Below are 20,782 nucleotides of genomic sequence, written 5' to 3' on the forward strand. Positions count from 1 at the left end.
GATCAAACCTCGATCGTTTTGGGGCGGCGGCGTTCGAACCACATCACGATCATCAGACGGGTCACGAAGATCGCAGTGAAGACCGAGGTGAGAATACCCAAGCCCAATGTGATGGCAAAGCCGCGCACGGGACCGCTGCCCATGGCAAACAGGATCACGGCGGTGATGAATGTGGTGACGTTGGCATCCAGAATGGCCGACAGCGCCTTTTCATAGCCCAGCTCAATGGCACGGGCTGGGCCTTTGGCCGATTTCAGCTCTTCCCGGATGCGCTCAAAGATCAGCACGTTGGCATCCACCGCCATGCCGACGGTCAGCACGATCCCTGCGATACCCGGCAAGGTCAGCGTGGCCCCGATCAGCGACAGCAGGCCAAAGAGAAGCCCAACGTTGATGATCAGCGCGATATTGGCGAAGACGCCGAATAGGCCGTAACTGAGGCCCATGAAGGCCAGAACCGCGACAAAGGCCACGATGGTGGCGACTTTACCGGCGTCGATACTGTCTTGCCCCAGTTCCGGGCCGATGGTGCGTTCTTCGAGGAACTCCAGTTCCGCAGGCAAGGCCCCTGCCCGCAGCAACACGGCCAGGTTGGTGCTTTCCTCGACGGTGAAATTGCCGGTGATGATGCCCGATCCGCCCGGGATATGGCTTTGGATCACCGGGGCCGAGATCACCTCATCATCCAGAACGATGGCGAAGGGCGCACCGATGTTTTCCAGTGTATAGTCGCCGAATTTACGCGCGCCGGATGTGTTGAACCGGAAGCTGACCGCCGGACGACCATTCTGGTCAAAGGCGGGCTGGGCATCGACCAGTTCTTCGCCAGTAACAACCGGCGATGAATCCAAGTTGTAGTAGACGTCAGGCTCATCCAAAGACGGTGCAAGCTTCTCACCTATTCCAACCGAGGCGTTCTCATCCGTTCCGCGCCCCAAAACCGGGTTGAACGTCAGCTGTGCCGTGGTTCCGATGATCTCTTTCAGCTCACCGGCGCTGCCGATTCCGGGGACCTGAATCAGGATACGATCCGCGCCCTGACGTTGGATCGTGGGTTCGCGCGTGCCAACCTCGTCGATCCTGCGGCGGACGATCTCAAGCGATTGCCGCACGGTCCGATCATCAGTGGCCAGCTTCTCGGCTTCGGACAGCTGCACGATGATTGTGTCACCCTGCGCCCGCGCTTCAATATCGGTGGCGCCCACGCCGCTGAGCGTTTGCACCTGACGGGCCAGACCGCGCACCACTTCAAGCGCGCGGGGCATTCCCTCGGGCTGGCTGATGCGCAGACGGATCTGGTCTGGGGGCGATTCCTGCCGACGGATAGTGCCAACCGTCGCACGCTCATCCCGCAACGCGTCGCGGATTTCCGGCCACATCGCCTCCATCCGGGATTCGTAGACATCCTCGACCTTTACTTCGGCCAGCAGATGCGCACCGCCGCGCAGGTCGAGGCCCAGGTTGACAAGCGATGAGGGCAACCAATTGGGCCATTCCGCCGCTTCGGCCTGATTTTCCGGCGTGTCCACGCCAAGCTCAATCGCGGCCTTGGCGTCGTTCGACGTTTCGACGCGTGTGTAAAACGCATTCGGCAGAGCCATAAAAAGGCCGATCACGCAGACCGACCAGATCAGAACCCGCTTCCAGGTATCAATTTGCAGCATTACCCTGCCTTTTCAACGGAGCATCGCGCGAAGTTACTTCGCAGGTTCGGTTTTGTTCAGGACCTGAGCAATGGTGGCCTGCACCACACGAACCTTGACGCCATCGGCAATTTCGACCTCAAGCTCTCCGTCATCCTTGACCTTGGCAACTTTGCCGATCAGCCCGCCTTGGGTCACAACCTGATCCCCGCGCCGCAGAGCATCCACCATGGCCTTGTGCTCTTTCATCTTTTTCTGCTGCGGACGGATCAGCAGGAAATACATGATCCCGAAAATCAGGATCAGCGGGAGAAACTGGGCGATTGCGCCACCTTCCATGGGATATTCCTTTATTCTGTGGATGCGGAGCTGTCCGCAAATTTGGCCGGAACCTATGCGTTGATCCGTGGCTTTGCAAGGTAAGGCGGCACTCTGGCGCGGCAACTCTTTTCGCGGTCTTCGCTTTGAAGAACGAACAAGCTCAGAAAACTGCTAGGAAAATATGCGGGTTTCGATATACTTTCCGCTCAGGAGATGCAATGAGAAGCACTTATAACCCCTTCCGATTGCTTAGGCTTTTGATTTCGACCGTGGTTCTTTCAATCATGGTTTCGACATCAATCTACGCACAAGAGGTGCCGCCGGAACTGCCCGAACCTGCAGACAGCGAAAGCGACAGTTTCAAGGCCCCGGTGATCATTGATGGGGATATGCTGTTTTTCTTGCGCGGCTCCAGCGCGCTGCCTGCGCCAGAACGGGCAGAGACCGTGCAAAACGCGATAATCCAAGTCGCCGAGGCGTCCGACGACACGGACGTCGAAATCACTTTTGAAGACACAGAATTAGGCACGCGCATCCTGGCCGATGGTGTTATGGTATCGATCGTTACGGTAGCGGATGCCGAACTGGACCAGATGGAATTGGATGTCCTGAGCTTTTTGCATGGGCAGGCCATCGAAGAAGCGATTACCACCTACCGCGCCAACCGGACCGACGAAGCCTTGGTTTCGGGCGCGATTGAAGCCGGTGTTTGGACCATCGGTTTTGCTGTCTTTGTGGTGGTCATCCTTTGGCTGCATAGACGCATTAGACGCCGCACGCTGAAAGTGGTGAAGCGCTATCTCAAGGATGTCGAGACCGCTACGGCCAAGAGCGTTCAGGCCGAAGCGATTGCTGCCCTGATCCGCTATGCTTTGAACTTTTTGCTGCTCATCATCTTCTTCCTGGGTTTTTACTATTACCTGACCTTTGTCCTTATGGCCTTTGCCGAGACAAGGTACCTTGCCCAGCTGCTGCTGACCTATTTGACCGAACCGGTTCTGCTGATCTTCAAGGGCATTCTCAGCTACATTCCCAACCTGATCATGCTGGGGATTATCTCGTGGATTACACTATACATTATCAAAGGCTTGCGAGTGTTTTTTGATGCGGTCGAAGCCGGCACGTTCGACCTGGGAGACTTCGAAAAACACTGGGTCAACCCGACCTTCAATATCGCACGCGTCGTCATCGTTTTGATCGCATTGGTCTTTGCGGTGCCCTATATACCCGGCTCGGATTCGGCAGCGTTCCAAGGACTGACCATTCTGGTTGGCGCGATGCTGTCGCTCGGAGCGAACTCGGTCGTGTCAAATATGTTGGCGGGCCTGTTTGTGATCTATCGCCGGTCAACCTCGATCGGTGATCGGATTCAGATCGGTGAACATATTGGGGATGTGGTCGAAATCAAACTGATGGAGACACATCTGAAATCCATCAAGAATGAGCTGATCTCGATCCCGAACGGGCAGCTGATGAACTCGGATGTGGTGAACTATTCGAAAAAGACCGACGGCAGCGGGTTGTTGCTGCATACCACGGTTGGGATCGGATACGAAGAACCGCCCGAGAAGGTCGAGGCGATGCTGGTCGAAGCCGCCAATCGCACCAAGGGTCTCAAGGCCAAGCCCGAACCCTTTGTACTGTGGACCGCGCTGGCGGATTACGCGATCAACTATCAGATCAACGGCTATACCACACGGGGCAGTATTATTCCCAAAATCAGATCAGATCTGCATCGTAACATCGTGGCCGTGTTCAATGAGAACAACGTTCAGATCATGACGCCCTCTTACATGGCGGACCCGCCCGAACCCAAGATACCGGCCGAAGAATGGGACGGTCATCTGGCACATCAGCAAGGGGTGCCAGACAGTTAGCGCAATTTGGGCAACCAGTGCTACACCCTTGCAGCCATATGGTGCATAAGCAGCTTCAGTGATTCACCTATCAAGGATCTGAGATATGCACGACATCCGCGCCATTCGCGAAAACCCTGCCGCCTTCGACGCCGCCCTTGCGCGCCGTGGGGACGCGCCGGTGTCGTCAGATCTGTTGCGACTGGACGAGAGCCGCCGGGCCAAGATCCTGGCAGCTGAAACCGCGCAGGCCGAACAGAACAAGGCCAGCAAAGAGGTCGGCGCTGCCAAGGGTCGCGGAGATGAGGCCGAGTTTGAGCGGTTGCGCGCCTTGGTCGCCGAGAAGAAGGCCGAGATCGCTCGAATGCAGACCGAGGCCAAGGACCTTGATGCTCTGCTGACCGATCAACTTGCGCGCATTCCCAACCTGCCTGCCGATGACGTCCCGCAAGGGGCTGACGAAGACGACAATGTCGAGGTCAGCCGCTGGGGCACACCACGCGCGTTCGATTTCGAGCCAAAAGAGCACTATGAAATCCCTGCCGTAGCTGCCGGCATGGATTTCGAAACAGCGGCCAAGACCAGCGGCAGCCGCTTTGTGAACCTGTCCAAAGGCGTCGCACGCATTCACCGCGCGCTGTCTCAGTTCATGCTGGACACCCATATCGACAAGAACGGATTGACCGAAATGCAAGTTCCGGTTCTGGTCCGGGACGAGGCGATGTACGGCACCGACAAACTGCCGAAATTCGGCGAAGAGAGCTATCAAACCACCAATGGCTGGTGGTTGATCCCCACGTCCGAGGTTACCCTGACCTATTCGGTGGCGGGTGACATTCTGGACGAAGCCGCCCTGCCCATTCGCATGACCGCCCATACCGCCTGTTTCCGGTCCGAGGCTGGCAGCGCTGGTAAGGATACCGCCGGGATGCTGCGCCAGCACCAGTTCGAAAAGGTCGAGATGGTCTCGATCACCCATCCGGACAAATCCGATGAGGAGCAGAAACGCATGCTGCGCTGCGCTGAGGATTTGTTGGAGCAGTTGGGCATCCCCTATCGCACCGTTGTCCTGTGCACCGGGGATATGGGCTTTGGCGCGCGTCGGACCTTCGATATCGAAGCCTGGTTGCCCGGTCAGGGCGCGTATCGCGAGATCAGCTCGGTCTCGACCACCGGCGCCTTTCAGGCCCGCCGCATGAACGCGCGTTTCCGCCCCGAAAGTGGTGGCAAGCCGGAATATGTTCACACGCTGAACGGCTCGGGCCTGGCCGTCGGCCGTTGCCTGATTGCGGTCTTGGAAAACGGTCAGAATGCAGACGGCACTGTCACCCTGCCCGAAGTGCTGGCGCCCTATCTGGGTGGCAAACGTACTCTGACAGCGGACGGAACGCTGACATAAGAAAACCGGCGCGTCGGCAGACGAACCGGTTCCGATACAACGGGCGAGGAAGGTTTACTTCTTCGCCTTTTTCTTATCCTTTTTCTTATCCGATTTTTTCTTGTCCTTCGATTTGGACTTTTTGTCCTTCTTGGACTTTTCCTTCACCTTCTCTTTGGCTTTCTTGAAGGCGGTTTCGATCTCGGATTTCTTTTTGGCGGCTTTTTCGGCCTTGGCTTTGGCCTTGGCCTTTTTCTTGGCCTTCGCCTCGGCAGCAGCCTTTTCTGCTGCAGCTTTTTCTGCCGCTGCCTTTTCTTCCGCTGCTTTCTGCTCGGCCGCTTTCTTTTCCGCCGCCGCCTTTTTGGCAGCAGCAGTGGCGCGGGCTGGCGCAGTGGACCGGCGCGTCGCCGATCTGGTCGCGGGTTTGCGTGCAGCGGGCTTGCGCGTGGCCGGTGCCTTGGCCACCGGTTTCGTCTGACCCGCCTCTTTCGCAGCCGCGATCAGAGCAACCGCACGCGCGGAACCGATACGTGGAACCTTCAGCAGATCCTCAGGTGTGGCCTTGGCCAGGTCTTCGGCCGTCTTGAAACCGGCACCACTCAAAGCCTGAGCCAATGCTGACCCCACTCCGCGCACCTCGGTAACTGCTGTCATTGTTGGTCCTCTCACTAACGTCTCAGGCAATGGTATATACACAGCATATACACTTGCGCAAGCCTATGCCTTGAATAGAAGTTTCGCTGCTAACTGCTCTGCGCCAACCTGATGTCTGAGTCGGGCTTTGGAAATGGCACCAGGCGTTTGGCATCCTCATCCCAAAGTTTCAGGTTCAAAGCCGCCACCGCCTCGGGGAATTTGATCCGCCGCGGGGTGTACTCTTCGGGCAGGTTATAGTGGCAGGCCCGCAACCGGTAGGATGGGATGCGCGCGTTGAAATGGTGGATGTCATGCAGCGTGATACACGCCACCGCATTGTCGAACCACCACCCGAAATCCAGCGCGGACGAGCCTTGAAGCGCTGCAATTTTCGGATCCAATTCGGGTCTACGGTCCCAATAGGTGTCCTCGAAATTGTGTTGCAGATACACCAGAAAGACGCCCAGCATCCCGCCCACAAAGGAAAAGACCAGCCAGACCAGCACGCCGGTTGCTCCGGCGATCAGATAGAGCAGCCCAAGGAAAACCACGATGGACAGGTTGTGCAGAATAACTCCGGTCACACCAAAGCGCAGCGTATTCTTGGGCCAGCGATAGCGAATGAAATAGGTGAACAGAGCGCCTACCGGTACAAGGATGAACGGATTGCGATAAAGCCTGTAAAACAGGCGCGTTTTCCAGTCGGCTGCGTTCCATTCCCGCAATGTCATGGTGTGAATTTCACCGGTTTCGCGATGCTCCAGGTTGCCAATGCCCGAATGATGCAGGTTGTGGTTCTGCTTCATCACCTCAAAGGGGGCAAAGGTGAAGGGCGACAAACCATGCCCGGCCCATTCATTTTGCGCGCGTGTTTCGAACAGGGAATGATGGCCGCAATCATGCTGAAGCACATAGAGACGCACAGCGGAAAAGGCAAAGACGATGCCTGCGGGCAGCATGATGTACCACTGGTGAACATAGGCGATCGCCAGCGCCAGCGACGCGAAATACACCGCAAAGGTTCCAAAATAGCTCAACGCAGCCAGTCGATTGTCCTGCACTGCGTATTGTCTTGTGTATTCTCTCAGATCCATCCAGTCCTGTCCCCACAGTGGCCCGGCCAATTCACCTTTCAAACTAGATGCGGTTGACCCGCAGACAAGCAGCTTGCACGCAAAACGGGAGGCGCGCAGGTTAAGGGTATCGCGATGACACTAGCCTGTCACGCCCTGAGAACAAAAATGCTGAAAATTGGCGCGGTTACGCCCGTCCTTTCAGATGCTTGGCCAGTGCGCCGGCATTTTTCTTGCGCCGGCCCTTATAGGGGTTCTTGTCGCCCTGCCCGCGCAGCGTCAGGCGGATCGGAGTTCCGGGCATATCGAAATCTTCACGAAGCCCGTTGACCAGATAGCGGCTATAGCTTTCGGGCATCTTGTCCGGGTGCGAGCACATGACAACAAAACCCGGCGGCCGTGTCTTGGCCTGGGTCATATAGCGCAGTTTGATACGGCGGCCCTGAGGGGCGGGTGGCGGGTGTTGCTCCAGCATCGCCGTCAGCCAGCGGTTCAGCGCAGCGGTTGGCACACGACGGTTCCAGACGTCATGGGCGCGCAGGATCGCGGCGCGCAGACGCTCTAGCCCCCGACCCGTCTTGGCTGATACTGTGATCAGGGGGGCGCCGCGCAGCTGCGGCAACAGACGTTCGAAGGATTCTTTCAGATCACGCAGTTTCTCCTGCTTGTTATCCTCAACGTCCCATTTGTTCACGGCCACCACAACGGCACGGCCCTCGCGCTCGGCCAGATCAGCAATGCGCAAGTCCTGCTGTTCGAACGGAATGGCCGCGTCCAGCAGAACCACCACAACTTCGGCAAATTTCACCGCGCGCAGCCCGTCCGAGACCGAGAGCTTCTCAAGTTTCTCCTGCACCTTGGCCTTTTTGCGCATTCCGGCGGTGTCGAAAATCCGCATTGGCGTGCTGCCGCCATCCGGGTCAGCCCAGTCGACGCGCAAGCTGATCGCGTCGCGGGTAATCCCGGCCTCGGGGCCCGTCAGCAGGCGATCTTCGCCGATGATCTTGTTGATCAGCGTCGATTTGCCTGCGTTCGGGCGGCCCACCACGGCCACTTGCAATGGCTTGGCGTCCGAGATCAGCGGCGCATCGCCCTCACCATCTTCGTCCAGCTCGATATCGGTTTCCGGTGTGTCGTCCTGCGCCGTCTCGGCCGCTGCATCGGCCAAAGGCATCAGCTGCGCATAGAGGTCGGTCATCCCTTCGCCATGTTCGCCCGACAGGCGCACAGGTTCTCCAAGCCCAAGGTTATAGGCTTCAAGCACACCGGCATCTGCCGCCGACCCTTCGGCCTTGTTGGCCGCCAGGATCACATGCTTGGCGCGTTTGCGCAGGATTTCGGCGAACATCTCGTCGGTTGGGGTCAGACCGGAGCGCGCATCGATCATGAACAGGCAGACATCAGCCATATCAACCGCACGTTCGGTCAGGCGGCGCATCCGGCCTTGCAGGCTGTCATCGGTTGCATCCTCAAGCCCGGCGGTATCAATCACGGTAAAGCGCAGATCGCCCAGACGGCCTTCGCCTTCGCGCAGGTCGCGCGTCACGCCAGGCTGGTCGTCGACCAAGGCCAGACGTTTGCCCACAAGGCGGTTGAACAAGGTGGATTTGCCCACATTCGGGCGCCCCACGATGGCGAGGGTCAGCGACATGATACTCAACTTTCAAGACTCAAGATGCGCCCTTTAGCGCATCTTGCGGTCAACGGAAAGCGTGTAGATCACCCTTGGTCGACACGACATAGAGCGTCTGCCCCGCCACAACCGGCGCGGTGGTTGCCCCACCCGGCACCTCGACCTGATGCACAAGCGCTCCGTCAACCGGGTTGAAGAACCGCAAAAAACCATCGTTTGAGGCAATCACGATGCGGCCACCGGCCAGGATCGGGCCATAATGGGCCACAATCGGACCACGCCGACCGGGCTTGTCCTTGATAAAACCCGGCAAGTCCTGTGCCCACACGATCGAACCGTCCGCCGCGTCAAGACGCACCAGCTGGCTGCGGTCACTGATCAGGAATATGCTGTTGCCCGCAGGCCAGACGGTATCAACAGCCCCTTCCAGCGCGGTCCAGTTCCGCTCACCCGTGGCGCCGTCTAACGCGACAGTCCGGCCAGAATGATTACCGATATAGACAGTGTTGCCAACAACCATCGGCCCGCCGGTTACATCGACGATCAGCGCCGCAGCGCGTCCGCGCCGCCCGCCTGCAACCGATGCGTTCCAGCGGCGAATACCACCCCGGCGGAACGCGGCCGCGATGTCGCCCGAGCCAAAGGCAAAGACAGCCAGATCAGAGGCGAGCACCGGAGCAGGCGCGCCCAGCACATTGCCGACGCTGGGCGTACCCTGAATCTGCCAGGCGATGCGCCCGTCTTTGGTATCGACCACCCAAGCGGTTTCATCGCCTGCAACAACATAAAGCAACCCATCGCTGACCAGCGGCGCTCCGCTGCCGGTCGCATTCAGGCGTTTCTGCCAGCGGATCGCACCGGATTGCGCATCAATTGCCGTGAGACGACCAAACCCGGACGAGACATAGAGCACACCATTTGCATAGGCCATGCCGCCGCCCGTGGCGTCGCCCTCTTTCTCGCTGGCCGGGATCAGACCGGTCTGCCAGGCAACCTGCCCTTGCGCATTCACCGCCGAGACGGTCGCGCCCGAATCCAGCGTATAGATCAGCCCCCCAGCAACAACCGGGTCCGCTGTGATCCGCTCTTTTCGGCTATCCCCTTTGCCAATCGAGGCTGACCAGATCCGTTGAGGCGCAGAACTGAGCGCGGCATGGGTGGTGCGGAATGCCTGAGTGCCCGGGCTTTGTGCCCAACTCGCATTGTTGGTCTGGGCCGGAAGGCTGATCGGGCTGGCCCCGGATATGGCTATCGTTTCGTTGTCGATGACGGGCCGAATATCCTCACGCGGGCCGGGCAGAATGATCTCGGGTTCTTCACAGGCGCTCAGCACCGTCAGGGCCAGCGCCGCAGTCGCGAGGCCGAAGCGTGGGAAAAGTCGTGTTACCATGTGTCTTTGAACCCGCCTGTCATTTCTTCCTCTGATCGCCGGTTAGCCCTGCGGGGCCACAACCGGCTCGGGCTCGCCCCCCAAGGCGACAATCATCTGCGCCGCGCGCTGTTGCAAGCTGGTGCTGGCTTCAGCGTCCTGACGCAGGGTTTGCAGACGATCCAGAGCAGCTTGGGTATTGCCCTCAGCCACATCTATCAGAGCTATCTGTTCTTCGGCCAACAGCCGCAATGGCGCACCTGGCGCGGTCAATGCTTCGAATTGTTGCCGGCGATCCGCCGCAGGCAGGCTTTCCGATTGAAGCAACAATGCTTTGAAAGTGGCCATTGCGCGGTAGATTTCCGGCAGGTCGCCCTGAACGGCGACCGCGTTCAGGTTGGCGACCGCTGCGTCAAGATTGTCGTTTTGAACCTGCGACTCGGCCAGAAGCATCTTCAAGATTGCGTCTTCTCCGGGTGTCTCTGTGACCACGGCTTGAAGGCTGTTGGCGCGCTCGGCCGAGTTGTTTTGCTGCAACGCGGCCAATATGGAGTCGCCCAGCGCCTCAGCTTGCGCCGCTTTGCTGGCTTTGCGGTATTCGTTGAAGGCGGCCCCACCAACGATGGCCACAACGGCGACCACGCCGACCCAGCCCCATCGCCGCAGCAGCAGATACATGCGGTCGCGGCGCACCTCTTCGGTGACCTCATCAATGAAACTGTCGACGTCGCTCATCCCCGCCCCCAGGCTGTATTTCTCAATTTCCTAGCGCCATGTCATACCCCGGTGCTTTGGGCAAGCCAAGGGTCGGTTTCCTCACATTTCCCCCTACAGCCGCAGGGCTTGCTAAAAAAACTAAACCGAACTATTCAGTTCAGTATGGACAAATTGGGATTCTGACCCCACTTCATGGCATACTGAGTCTTTGTTTTTCCGACTGTAGATGTTTGAGAGGCTTCACATGCGTTTGATTTCATTCGTAAACGCCGCATTGGTCATCACCGTGCTCTATTTCGTAGTGTTCGAGCGTGATGCATTGTTTGCCTTTGCCGGACGCGAAGACTCAGAAACAGAGATACCCGCATCTGCCGAAGCTGACGTTACGGCGTCGTCTGAAAACGCGATTGGAGTCGTTGTCGTGCGCTCCACCGCCCAGGAAATCGGCAGTGCCGTTCAGTTGCGCGGGCAGACCAAGGCGAACCGTCAGGTCGAAGTTCTGGCAGAAACGACATCGACGGTTGTATCCGAGCCAAAACGCAAAGGCGCCTTTGTTGAGGCTGGCGATTTGTTGTGCGAACTCGACGTTGGCACGCGTCAGGCCAGTCTTGCCGAGGCATTGGCCGCTCAACTCGAGGCCGAAAGCCGTGTACCCGAAGCCGAAGCCCGCCTTGAAGAAGCCCACGCACTTGTGGCCGAGGCGGACATCAATCTGAAGGCTGCCCGTAAACTCTCTGAGACAGGGTTCGGGTCGGAAACGCGCCGTATTTCAAGTGAAGCTGCGATGAGTTCTGCCCTTGCCGGTGTGAAATCTGCCGAGGCCGGACTTGAGGCAACGCAAGCAGGTATCGAAGCCGCAAGTGCCGAGGTCGCTGCCGCGCAGCGCGAAATGGCTCGACTTGCCATCAAAGCTCCTTTCCGTGGTTTGTTGGAAAGTGACACCGCCGAGCTGGGCAGCCTGATGCAGCCCGGATCGCTTTGCGCCACCGTGATCCAGCTGAACCCGATCAAACTTGTGGGTTTTGTCCCGGAAACCGAGGTAAACCGCATCCTTGTCGGCTCGATGGCGCAGGCGCAGCTGGTAACAGGTCTGCAAGTCGAAGGTCGTGTCACCTTCCTGAGCCGTTCCGCCGATGAAACGACCCGCACGTTCGAAGTGGAAATCACCGTTCCAAACCCCGAGCTTCTGATCCGGGATGGCCAGACGGCTGACATTCAGATCGCGGCGGAAGGCGTGAAAGCCCACAAGCTGCCACAATCGGCTCTTACCCTGAACAACGATGGCACATTGGGTGTCAGAACCGTGGGCGCTGGCAACGTGGTGGACTTCATGCCCATCCGTCTGCTGCGCGACACGTCCGAAGGCGTCTGGGTCGGAGGGCTGGCCGAAACGGCTGATGTTATTGTTGTCGGCCAGGAATTTGTCACGCGCGGCGTCCAGGTCGCGCCCACCTATCGGGAAGCGTCGCAATGACCGGTGTTGTCAGTTGGGCTGCAGATCGTGCCAGGATGGTCCTGGCCTTTATTGCGATTTCGCTGATCATCGGCGGATTTGCCTATGTCAGTCTGCCCAAAGAAGGTGAGCCGGATATCGAAATCCCGGCTCTCTTTGTATCGGTGCAATTCCCCGGTATTTCGGCAGAAGATTCAGAAAGCCTGCTTGTCAAACCGATGGAGACCGAGTTGGCCGATCTGGACGGTCTGAAGGAAATGACCGCCACCGCTGCCGAAGGCTATGCCGGTGTCGCGCTCGAGTTCGACTTTGGTTGGGACAAAACGGCCATTACCGCCGACGTACGCGATGCCATGAACAGCGCGCAGGCGGATTTCCCCGCCGGGGCCGAACAATACACGCTGACCGAGATCAATTTCTCGGAATTCCCCATTGTCATCGTCAATCTGACCGGTGCCGTACCCGAGCGGACTATGGCCCGCGTAGCCAAAGATTTGCAGGACGAGCTTGAAGCGCTTGACGCGGTGCTTGAGGCCGGTATTGCGGGCAACCGCGATGAGATGCTTGAGGTCGTGATCGACCCGCTTCGACTGGAATCTTACAACGTCACCGCAGCAGAGCTGATCAATGTTGTGCAGAACAACAACCAATTGATCGCGGCGGGTGAGGTGGAAACAGCGCAAGGGACATTCTCGGTCAAGATCCCCTCGTCGTTCAAGACCGCGCAGGATGTCTATGGTCTGCCCATCAAGGTCAATGGTGACCGGGTGGTTACCTTGGGCGAGCTGGCGCAGATCAATTACACATTCGAAGATCGCGAAGGTACGGCCCGTTTTGATGGCGAAGCAACTGTAGCTTTGCAGGTGGTCAAGCGTAAGGGCTTCAACCTGATCGACACAGTCGCACTGGTGAAAGAGACCATCGCCGAGGCGCAGACGAAATGGCCGCCCGAGCTACAGGCTGCCGTCACCCTGGGCACCTCGAATGACCAAAGCCGTATCGTTGCGTCAATGGTCGGACAGCTTGAAGGCTCGGTTCTGACGGCGATCGCACTGGTGATGATCGTGGTGCTGGCGTCACTGGGCACAAGGGCAGCGCTGCTGGTGGGCTTTGCGATCCCCACCTCGTTTCTGCTGTGTTTTGCCTTCCTTGCCGTAATGGGCGTTACGATCTCGAACATCGTGATGTTCGGTCTGATTCTGGCCGTCGGAATGCTGGTCGATGGTGCTATCGTGGTCGTGGAATACGCCGACAAGCGCATCAAAGAGGGCGTGGGCCCGATGCACGCCTATGTCGAGGCAGCGCAGCGCATGTTCTGGCCTATTGTTTCATCCACCGCCACAACCCTCTGTGCCTTCTTGCCCATGTTGTTCTGGCCCGGTGTGCCCGGTGAGTTCATGGGCATGTTGCCCGTCACGCTGATCTTTGTTCTCTCGGCCTCGCTGATCGTGGCTCTGATCTATCTGCCTGTGATGGGCGGGGTATCGGGCCGCCTGAGCCGCGTATTTGATCGTATTTCGAACTGGCTGCGGGCACGCACACCGTGGTGGGTCCGGGCGCTGCTGGTGCCCCCGGCGCTTTACATGATCTTCCTGGGCGCGATGCAGATGCTGAACCCTGACTATCTGGTGCCCGGCGGCGGGGTCGTGTTGGGGGCGCTCCTGTTCCTGTTCGGCGCTTTTGCAGGTTCGGTAACGCTGAGCGCGGCAAAGATCGAACGCAACCGCGAAGAGCGTATCCAAACCACGAAGGAACACACGCCGTTCGGCTATCTGATGAAATTCCTCGTTGGCAACCCGGTGATGCCGCTGGTGTCGTTGGCGGCTGTGTTCGGGGTGGTATTCTACGTCACCTTCGTCTGGTTCCCGCAGGAATCCCGCGGTGTGGAGTTCTTTGTCGAAAGCGAACCAGAGCAGGCCACCGCCTATGTCCGCGCACGCGGCAACGTATCGCTGGCTGAAAAAGACCAACTGGTTCTGGCCGCAGAAGAGGTCATCGCGGCCCACCCTGCGGTGATCAACGTCTTTGCCTTCGCTGGCGAAGGCGGACTGAACCAGAACAATGGTGGAGCCCAACCGCCTGCCGATACAATCGGCCAGGTTCAGTTCGAGATCATCCCCTGGGAAGACCGCCCGAACGTCTCGGAATCCGTGTTCTGGGGTCTGTTTGACCGGCATTTCGTCGCGCCTGAATTTGACGGCGACTTTGTGATTGATGAGCTGAACGCGCAGCTGGCGCAACTGCCCGGTTTTGTCGTCGAAATCCTGCCGCTGGAACAAGGCCCGGCCTCGGCCAAGCCCGTTCATCTGCGCATTAAGGGCGAAGGCTGGGAGGATCTGACCTCGGCCACGCTGGCGGCGCGCGAGGTGTTCGACAACACACCGGGCCTGATCAAGATCGAAGACACATTGCCCCTGCCCGGCATCGACTGGCAGATCGACGTGGATGTGGCCAAGGCCGGTCGCTTTGGCGCGGATGTGGCCACGGTGGGTGCCATGGTGCAACTGGTCACGCGCGGCATCCTGCTGGGTGAGATGCGCCCCGACAGCACCGACGAGGAGATCGAGATCCGCGTCCGTCTGCCCGATCAGGATCGCGTCTTGTCTACGCTCGATACGCTCAAAGTACGCACACCGGACGGGTTGGTTCCGCTGTCGAACTTTGTGACCCGCAAGCCGGTCGCAAAGCTGGCGCAGATCAACCGTGTGGATCAGCAGCGGTACTATGACGTGAAGGCGGATGTTGAACCTGGCCTCAGCAAAGTGGTCACCACTGGCGCGGACGGGTCCGAGCAACGTCAGGCTCTGGTTCGCGAATTGGCCGACGGGGCCGAGCCTGCGGGCACCGTGATCACCAGCGCAGACGGTAAAACCTATGAACTGGTGCAACTGACCGGAGCGGACAGCGTGGGCGCCCTGCGCGCAATGATCGATGATGGCGACGCGCGGTTTTCCCTGGTCAACCCGAACGAACGGATCGCGGTTCTGACCGAATGGCTTAACACGTCGCCCTTCGCCAGTTCTGTGTCCTGGGAATGGACCGGTGACCAGGAAGATCAGGCCGAAAGCCAGGCCTTCCTGTCCAGCGCGTTCCTGGCCGCTTTGGGCCTGATGTTCGTGATCCTGCTGGCGCAGTTCAACTCGTTCTACAACTCGGTTCTGGTCCTGCTGGCCGTGGTCCTGTCGACCACCGGTGTTCTGATCGGCATGATCGTGATGGAACAGCCCTTCTCGATCATCATGACCGGTACAGGCATCGTGGCGCTGGCGGGGATCGTGGTGAACAACAATATCGTTCTGATCGACACTTATCAGGAATACAGCCGTTATATGCCCCGGATCGATGCCATCGTGCGCACGGCCGAGGCGCGGATTCGTCCGGTTCTGTTGACCACACTGACCACCATGGCGGGCCTGACACCGATGATGTTCGGCCTGTCGCTGGACTTTATTGGCGGCGGCTATTCGATCGACAGCCCCACCGCGCTGTGGTGGAAACAGCTGGCCACCGCAGTGGTCTTTGGCCTGGGCACCGCCACGGTGCTGACGCTGATTGTGACGCCCTCGCTGCTGGCGCTGCGGGTCTGGGTGACCACCTATATCGTCTGGATCGCCAAGTCGCTTGCGCGGGTCACCGCAGGCCGGTCCAGCCAGATCGCACGCGACATGGCCATCGGACGCACCGCCCGCAACATGCAATCGACAGAAATTGTATGGACCGAGGGCGAGGCCCCGCCCCCAAGCAAACCGCGCGACCCCGAGTTGGACTTACCCTCCGGCCCACCGCTTCGCGCGGCTGAATGACCCCTCTGCATTGATCACAGGGCTTGCCAATGGCAGGCCCTGTTTTCGTTTTGAACCTTGTCTTGGGGGCTGATCTTGGGCACTCTTCCTTAAGGCCTTGCTCGGGCCTCCGCCCTCCATCCGGGAAGCATCTGTCATGCGGAGTTGATCCAATCTGGACCCGTCTCATTCGAGCGCAGGCATAAGGAGGGATTGCATCGGCTGCTCGGAAGAGGAGGACCACCTATGCTTTTATCCGCCCCCATCTATGTGTTGAAACGACAGGCCAAACAGCTTGCCCGTCAGCGCGCAATCCCATTGCACGAAGCGCTGGACCGAATTGCACAACAAGAAGGGTTCCAAAGCTGGAGCCATCTCGCATCGTCCAGCGACACAGCCGCAACGAAGATCCTGTCACGGCTGGAGCCAGGACAGTTGATCTTGCTTGGGGCCAGACCCGACCAAGGCAAAACGCTGCTGGGGCTGGAACTGGCCTCAAAGGCCAAAACGCTGGGACGAGACGGATACTTCTTTACCCTCGACTATCACCAACGCGACATCGCGGATCGCCTGCAAGCGTTGGGGCTGTCAGAAGCGCAAAAGGCGCTCTGTGTTGATACCTCGGATGACGTATCCGCGAGCTATGTCATCAGCCGCGTGGAACAGGCGCAGCGCCCTGCCCTGATCGTGGTGGATTATTTGCAACTGCTGGACCAAAAGCGAAGCAATCCCAGCCTGAACGATCAGGCCCTTGCCCTGCGCGACTATGCCAAGGCCACCGGCGCGATCTGCGTCCTGATCTCACAAATCGACCGATCCTTTGATCTGGGCGGCAAGCCCATGCCCGACCGGTCAGACATACGCCTGCCCAATCCACTGGACCTGTCGCTGTTCGACCGGATCCTCTTTTTGCATCAGGGCAAGCTTCAGATCGATCTCGCGGCCTGAGGTCAGGCGGCCTGCACATCCGATTGCTGACGGTTCCAGAGCTGGGCATAGCGCCCCTCGCGCGCCAGTAGGTCGTCATGGGTGCCCTGCTCAATTATCTCGCCACGTTCCAGCACCACAATTAGGTCAGCCTCGGCGATGGTGCTGAGACGGTGAGCGATGGTGATGACGGTGCGCCCCTCTCCGGCACGGGCCAGGGCATCCTTGATCTCCTGCTCCGTGTCGGTGTCCAGCGCCGAGGTCGCTTCATCCAGCAGCAGGATGGGTGGGTTTTTCAGGAGCGTCCGGGCGATGCCGACGCGCTGTTTCTCACCGCCTGACAGTTTCAGCCCGCGCTCACCCACCTTTGTGTCATAGCCTTGCGGCAGCGTTTCGATGAAGTCGTGGATCTGCGCGGCCTTGGCGGCCTCTTCCACATCAGCTTGTGTGGCATTGTCGCGCCCATAGGCGATGTTGTATCGGATTGTGTCGTTGAACAGCACCGTGTCCTGGGGAACAACCCCAATCGCGGCATGCAGGCTGGACTGCGTGACATCGCGCACATCCTGGCCGTCGATCTTCAGCGAACCGCCGGTGACGTCATAGAAGCGAAACAGCAACCGCCCGATGGTGGATTTGCCCGAGCCGGTCGCGCCCACAATCGCCACAGTCTTGCCTGCGGGAACGGTCAATGAAACGCCCTTGAGGATCTCTCGGTCGGGATCATAGCCGAAGTGCACATCCTCCAGCGTCACCGCACCGCCCTGCACGCGCAGGTTCGGAGCGCAGGCCTTGTCGACCACTTCGGCAGGTTGTTCAAGCAGGTCGAACATCTGCCCCATATCCACCAGCGATTGGCGAATCTCGCGATACACCGTTCCCAGGAAATTCAGCGGCACGGTGATCTGGATCATATAGGCGTTGACCATGACAAAATCGCCGACGGTCAGCGAACCGTTCTGCACCCCAAAAGCCGCCAGAACCATCACACCGATCAGGCCCCCGGTGATCAGCATCGACTGACCGAAATTCAGAAACGCCAGCGAATAGGCTGTCTTGAGCGCCGCGCCTGCATAAGCCTTCATCGACACATCATAGCGTTCAGCTTCGCGCTGTTCGGCATTGAAATACTTAACAGTTTCGAAATTCAGAAGGCTGTCGATGGCACGTTGGTTGGCCTCGGTGTCCTGATCGTTCATCTCACGCCGCAGCTTCACCCGCCATTCGGTTACGGCAAAAGTGAACCAGATATAGAGCGCGATCGTGGCGGCCACGACAACCAGATACCACACATCAAACAGCCACATCAGAACGATTGCGACCAACAACAGTTCAAGGATCAACGGGCCGATCGAGAACAGAAGGAACCGCAGCAGAAACTCGACCCCTTTGACACCGCGTTCAATGATACGGCTCAGCCCACCAGTTCGGCGTGCCACGTGATAGCGCATCGAAAGCTGATGGATATGTTGGAACGTCTCAAGCGCCAGCGCCCGCAGTGCCCTCTGCCCGACAGGGGCAAAAAGAGCATCGCGCAACTGTTGGAACCCAACGGTCATCATGCGCGCCACACCATAGGCAACGGTCAAGCCAACGGCCCCCAAAGCCAAGGGCGGAACACCTTCACCGGCCAGACTGTCCACTGCGCCCTTATAAAGGATCGGTGTGTAAACCGCGATCAGCTTGGCCAGAACCAGCATGGACAACGCCAGAACAACGCGACGTTTCACCCAAGGCTGATCATCGGGCCACAGGTAAGGCGCCACTTTGCGGATCGTGCGCAAACCCGAGCGACGTTCGTCAGCGTCAGGCATATCTTCGGATTTGGTCGCGCCCTTACGTCTCATGGCGTGCCTTGGTTTTGTTCAGAAAGTGGCCCGGGCCCAGAACGGGCCAGAGGCGAGTATCATTCCGGGACGGTAAAGATTTGACCGGGATAGATCAAATCAGGATCGCGGATCGAATCCCGGTTTGCTTCGAACAGTTTGACGTAAAGGATTCCATCGCCGAACCGTTCTCGCGATATCGCCCACAACGTGTCGCCGCGTTGAACTGTGACAGACCGAATTGTCGGCACCTCTGCCCCTGGGTCAGGTGTCGCCGCAGCCTCAGCCGCCTGCAATACTTCAACCGGTTCGCGTTTGAAGGGTGTCTCCAACCGGCTGACCACGGTGCCAGCGTCATCAACCTCGTCCACGCGCAGCGTATAGACGCCGGGATCGATGCCTTCAACTTCGCCGCGCCAGTCACCGTCATCCGATGGATTGAGATCGGCGACCAACTCGTTGTTCAAATACAGGCGTACGGATGATTCCGCTTGAACACGGCCTGTCAGCTCAACTTCACCCGTGTCCGAATAGCCGATCGTATCCAGTTCAATCTGTTTGGGCGGCGCTTCGTTCACGGTGGGCGGCGTCAATAGCTCCACCCCTTCCTCCCCGGAACGCAGGATCGCCACCTGCTGTTGCGGCGCTTCTGTCTCGGTTGTCGTGTCTTCGGCAGTCTGAGCTGGCGCTTCCGAGTTTGGCTCGGGTGTTGCCGTAGCGACCTCAACCGTCTCTTGACCTGTCGCGTTCCCGTCCGCTTCGCTGGCGACCTCATCGTCAGGCTGATTGCTGACAGTTGGCGAGGCCTCTGCCTGATCTTCCACTGTTGCGTCCAAGGCTGCAGTTTCAGTGTTGACGCTTTCAGGCTGCGGTGCGTCCGTCGCGGGCGCGGGTTCAGGTTCCGGCAAAGCCGCGATTACATAGTCGTCGGACCGACGCAGCTCATCACCATCTCCGGTTTCCAAAACCAGTCCGCGGGCATTGTTTGCAAATGGGATCGAAACGAACTCGGCAAACTGGCCGCTGCTATCAACCATGAAGTCATGCAGCGTCTCACCGTCCAGCTTGACGCTGACCTTTGTGCCAGGCTGTCCGCTGCCTGACAGCAGGGCCGAGCCATCGCGTTCGACAAAAATCTGGTCCAGAGTTGGCGTGGCGATCTCGGGTTGCGGCTTTGGTTCTTTTGCGGCGGGGTCCTCGGCAGCGGGCTGCCCGGTCGCCTCTGCGGTCTTGGCTGGCTCTGCTACATCCTCGTCGGCCGAAACAGCCGGGGCGCTGGCTGTATCCGGCGCGGGATCTGTCTCTGGTGTCGGCGCGGTAGACGTTTGAGGGGCCGAGGCTTCAACAGGCTCAACCTCTGCCTCTTGCGGCGCAGTGCCGAAATACCCCGACAAATACAACCCGCCTGCAGCAATCACTGCGGCGATACCGGCGATCGTTCCCCAGACAAACGATCCGCTGCCATTGCTTCCCGACTTGTCGTCCATCCCTATCCTTCCATTCCGCCGCAGAAACGCCTTGTCTCGCAAGCTTTCTGCCCGGCGGTTGAGACAATCTATCAATCCCGCTATCAGGGGTCAAAACCTCAGACACAAGCCCGGAGAAACACAAATATGCCCCAGAAGTCCGTCTGTGTGTATTGCGGGTCACGCAATGGTGTAAATTTGTCCTATACGCAGGCCGCACAGCAATTCGGTAGCTTACTGGCGCAGGAAGGCTGGCGGCTGGTCTACGGGGCCGGAGATGTGGGCCTGATGGGCGAAGTGGCCCGATCCGCACAAGCCGCCGGGGGCGAGACCTTTGGCGTGATCCCCGTGCATCTGGTGCAACGCGAAGTCGGCAAGACCGACCTGACCCATTTCGTGATCACCGAAACAATGCACGAGCGCAAGAAGGTGATGATCATGAATGCCGACGCCGTGGTCGTCTTGCCGGGCGGTCCGGGATCACTGGATGAATTGTTCGAGGCCCTGACATGGCGACAGCTGGGCCTGCATGAAAAGCCCATTTTGGTGATGAATGTGGATGGCTATTGGGATGCGTTGAAAGCCCTGCTGGATCAGGTGATCGATCAGGGCTTTGCCGATGCCTCACTGGCTGAATTTGTCACCTGGGTCGAGGATGCGGAAACAGCTATGGAGGCTTTACGCACGCATCTGACCTGAGGC

15 protein-coding genes are annotated in these 20,782 nt (G+C 58.9%); 6 read left to right on the plus strand and 9 right to left on the minus strand.

Translation table 11 applies throughout. From position 1 onward, the window contains the following. Positions 1-2: 2 nt before the first annotated feature. Positions 3-1,664, minus strand: a complete 1,662-nt coding sequence (gene secD, locus GOX45_RS08405; protein ID WP_171099830.1) for a protein translocase subunit SecD — start codon at positions 1,662-1,664, stop codon at positions 3-5. Positions 1,665-1,697: 33 nt separating this feature from the next. Beyond that, positions 1,698-1,982: a preprotein translocase subunit YajC gene (yajC, locus tag GOX45_RS08410; RefSeq protein WP_171099832.1), complete on the minus strand. Its 285-nt coding sequence runs from the start codon at positions 1,980-1,982 to the stop codon at positions 1,698-1,700. Between the two features lie 200 nt (positions 1,983-2,182). Between yajC and GOX45_RS08415 the strand changes: the two genes are divergently transcribed. Beyond that, positions 2,183-3,841, plus strand: a complete 1,659-nt coding sequence (locus tag GOX45_RS08415) for a mechanosensitive ion channel family protein (protein WP_171099834.1) — start codon at positions 2,183-2,185, stop codon at positions 3,839-3,841. Positions 3,842-3,926: 85 nt separating this feature from the next. Continuing rightward, entirely contained in the window at positions 3,927-5,219 is a 1,293-nt protein-coding gene (gene serS, locus GOX45_RS08420) for a serine--tRNA ligase (RefSeq protein WP_171099836.1), read from the plus strand. A gap of 54 nt (positions 5,220-5,273) precedes the next feature. On the opposite strand, the gene GOX45_RS08425 is transcribed toward serS, so the two are convergent. The 5 genes from GOX45_RS08425 to GOX45_RS08445 all read right to left on the minus strand — a co-directional run bounded on the left by GOX45_RS08425 (position 5,274) and on the right by GOX45_RS08445 (position 10,644). Beyond that, a complete protein-coding gene (locus GOX45_RS08425; protein WP_171099838.1) occupies positions 5,274-5,852 on the minus strand; it encodes a helix-hairpin-helix domain-containing protein in 579 nt (192 codons plus the stop codon). 89 nt (positions 5,853-5,941) lie between these two features. Next, a complete protein-coding gene (locus tag GOX45_RS08430; protein WP_171099840.1) occupies positions 5,942-6,928 on the minus strand; it encodes a fatty acid desaturase in 987 nt (328 codons plus the stop codon). Between the two features lie 166 nt (positions 6,929-7,094). Next, positions 7,095-8,558 (minus strand): ribosome biogenesis GTPase Der, encoded by a 1,464-nt coding sequence (der, locus tag GOX45_RS08435; RefSeq protein ID WP_171099842.1) that lies wholly within the window; start codon positions 8,556-8,558, stop codon positions 7,095-7,097. A gap of 49 nt (positions 8,559-8,607) precedes the next feature. Next, positions 8,608-9,930: a PQQ-like beta-propeller repeat protein gene (locus tag GOX45_RS08440; protein ID WP_171099844.1), complete on the minus strand. Its 1,323-nt coding sequence runs from the start codon at positions 9,928-9,930 to the stop codon at positions 8,608-8,610. Between the two features lie 42 nt (positions 9,931-9,972). Then, on the minus strand, positions 9,973-10,644 hold the full coding sequence (locus GOX45_RS08445; RefSeq protein ID WP_171099846.1) for a tetratricopeptide repeat protein: 672 nt from the start codon (positions 10,642-10,644) through the stop codon (positions 9,973-9,975). Positions 10,645-10,870: 226 nt separating this feature from the next. On the opposite strand from GOX45_RS08445, the gene GOX45_RS08450 reads away from it, so the two are divergent. The 3 genes from GOX45_RS08450 to GOX45_RS08460 all read left to right on the plus strand — a co-directional run bounded on the left by GOX45_RS08450 (position 10,871) and on the right by GOX45_RS08460 (position 16,809). Beyond that, complete coding sequence (locus tag GOX45_RS08450; RefSeq protein ID WP_171099848.1) at positions 10,871-12,100, plus strand: efflux RND transporter periplasmic adaptor subunit; 1,230 nt, start codon at positions 10,871-10,873, stop codon at positions 12,098-12,100. Further along, positions 12,097-15,882, plus strand: a complete 3,786-nt coding sequence (locus GOX45_RS08455; protein ID WP_171099850.1) for an efflux RND transporter permease subunit — start codon at positions 12,097-12,099, stop codon at positions 15,880-15,882. The genes GOX45_RS08450 and GOX45_RS08455 overlap by 4 nt, the downstream gene beginning before the upstream one ends. Positions 15,883-16,107: 225 nt before the next feature. Further along, positions 16,108-16,809: a DNA helicase gene (locus GOX45_RS08460; RefSeq protein WP_171099851.1), complete on the plus strand. Its 702-nt coding sequence runs from the start codon at positions 16,108-16,110 to the stop codon at positions 16,807-16,809. A 2-nt stretch (positions 16,810-16,811) separates the two neighbouring features. Here the strand turns inward: GOX45_RS08460 and GOX45_RS08465 are convergent, their stop codons facing one another. Together GOX45_RS08465 and GOX45_RS08470 are read right to left on the minus strand one after the other, a co-directional pair. Next, positions 16,812-18,635, minus strand: coding sequence for an ABC transporter ATP-binding protein/permease (locus GOX45_RS08465; protein ID WP_171099853.1), 1,824 nt, complete (start codon positions 18,633-18,635; stop codon positions 16,812-16,814). Positions 18,636-18,694: 59 nt separating this feature from the next. Next, a complete protein-coding gene (locus GOX45_RS08470) occupies positions 18,695-20,101 on the minus strand; it encodes a LysM peptidoglycan-binding domain-containing protein (RefSeq protein WP_171099855.1) in 1,407 nt (468 codons plus the stop codon). 126 nt (positions 20,102-20,227) lie between these two features. Between GOX45_RS08470 and GOX45_RS08475 the strand changes: the two genes are divergently transcribed. Further along, entirely contained in the window at positions 20,228-20,779 is a 552-nt protein-coding gene (locus tag GOX45_RS08475; RefSeq protein WP_171099857.1) for a TIGR00730 family Rossman fold protein, read from the plus strand. The last annotated feature ends 3 nt before the right edge of the window (positions 20,780-20,782 follow it).

This window comes from Ruegeria sp. HKCCD7255 (assembly GCF_013031565.1).
Taxonomy (GTDB): domain Bacteria; phylum Pseudomonadota; class Alphaproteobacteria; order Rhodobacterales; family Rhodobacteraceae; genus Ruegeria.

Excerpts from the sequence above, each read along its gene's own strand:
- secD (WP_171099830.1), bottom strand. The coding sequence starts at position 1,664 with ATGCTGCAAATTGATACCTGGAAGCGGGTTCTGATCTGGTCGGTCTGC.
- yajC (WP_171099832.1), bottom strand. The coding sequence starts at position 1,982 with ATGGAAGGTGGCGCAATCGCCCAGTTTCTCCCGCTGATCCTGATTTTC.
- GOX45_RS08415 (WP_171099834.1), top strand. The coding sequence starts at position 2,183 with ATGAGAAGCACTTATAACCCCTTCCGATTGCTTAGGCTTTTGATTTCG.
- serS (WP_171099836.1), top strand. The coding sequence starts at position 3,927 with ATGCACGACATCCGCGCCATTCGCGAAAACCCTGCCGCCTTCGACGCC.
- GOX45_RS08425 (WP_171099838.1), bottom strand. The coding sequence starts at position 5,852 with ATGACAGCAGTTACCGAGGTGCGCGGAGTGGGGTCAGCATTGGCTCAG.
- GOX45_RS08430 (WP_171099840.1), bottom strand. The coding sequence starts at position 6,928 with ATGGATCTGAGAGAATACACAAGACAATACGCAGTGCAGGACAATCGA.
- der (WP_171099842.1), bottom strand. The coding sequence starts at position 8,558 with ATGTCGCTGACCCTCGCCATCGTGGGGCGCCCGAATGTGGGCAAATCC.
- GOX45_RS08440 (WP_171099844.1), bottom strand. The coding sequence starts at position 9,930 with ATGGTAACACGACTTTTCCCACGCTTCGGCCTCGCGACTGCGGCGCTG.
- GOX45_RS08445 (WP_171099846.1), bottom strand. The coding sequence starts at position 10,644 with ATGAGCGACGTCGACAGTTTCATTGATGAGGTCACCGAAGAGGTGCGC.
- GOX45_RS08450 (WP_171099848.1), top strand. The coding sequence starts at position 10,871 with ATGCGTTTGATTTCATTCGTAAACGCCGCATTGGTCATCACCGTGCTC.
- GOX45_RS08455 (WP_171099850.1), top strand. The coding sequence starts at position 12,097 with ATGACCGGTGTTGTCAGTTGGGCTGCAGATCGTGCCAGGATGGTCCTG.
- GOX45_RS08460 (WP_171099851.1), top strand. The coding sequence starts at position 16,108 with ATGCTTTTATCCGCCCCCATCTATGTGTTGAAACGACAGGCCAAACAG.
- GOX45_RS08465 (WP_171099853.1), bottom strand. The coding sequence starts at position 18,635 with ATGAGACGTAAGGGCGCGACCAAATCCGAAGATATGCCTGACGCTGAC.
- GOX45_RS08470 (WP_171099855.1), bottom strand. The coding sequence starts at position 20,101 with ATGGACGACAAGTCGGGAAGCAATGGCAGCGGATCGTTTGTCTGGGGA.
- GOX45_RS08475 (WP_171099857.1), top strand. The coding sequence starts at position 20,228 with ATGCCCCAGAAGTCCGTCTGTGTGTATTGCGGGTCACGCAATGGTGTA.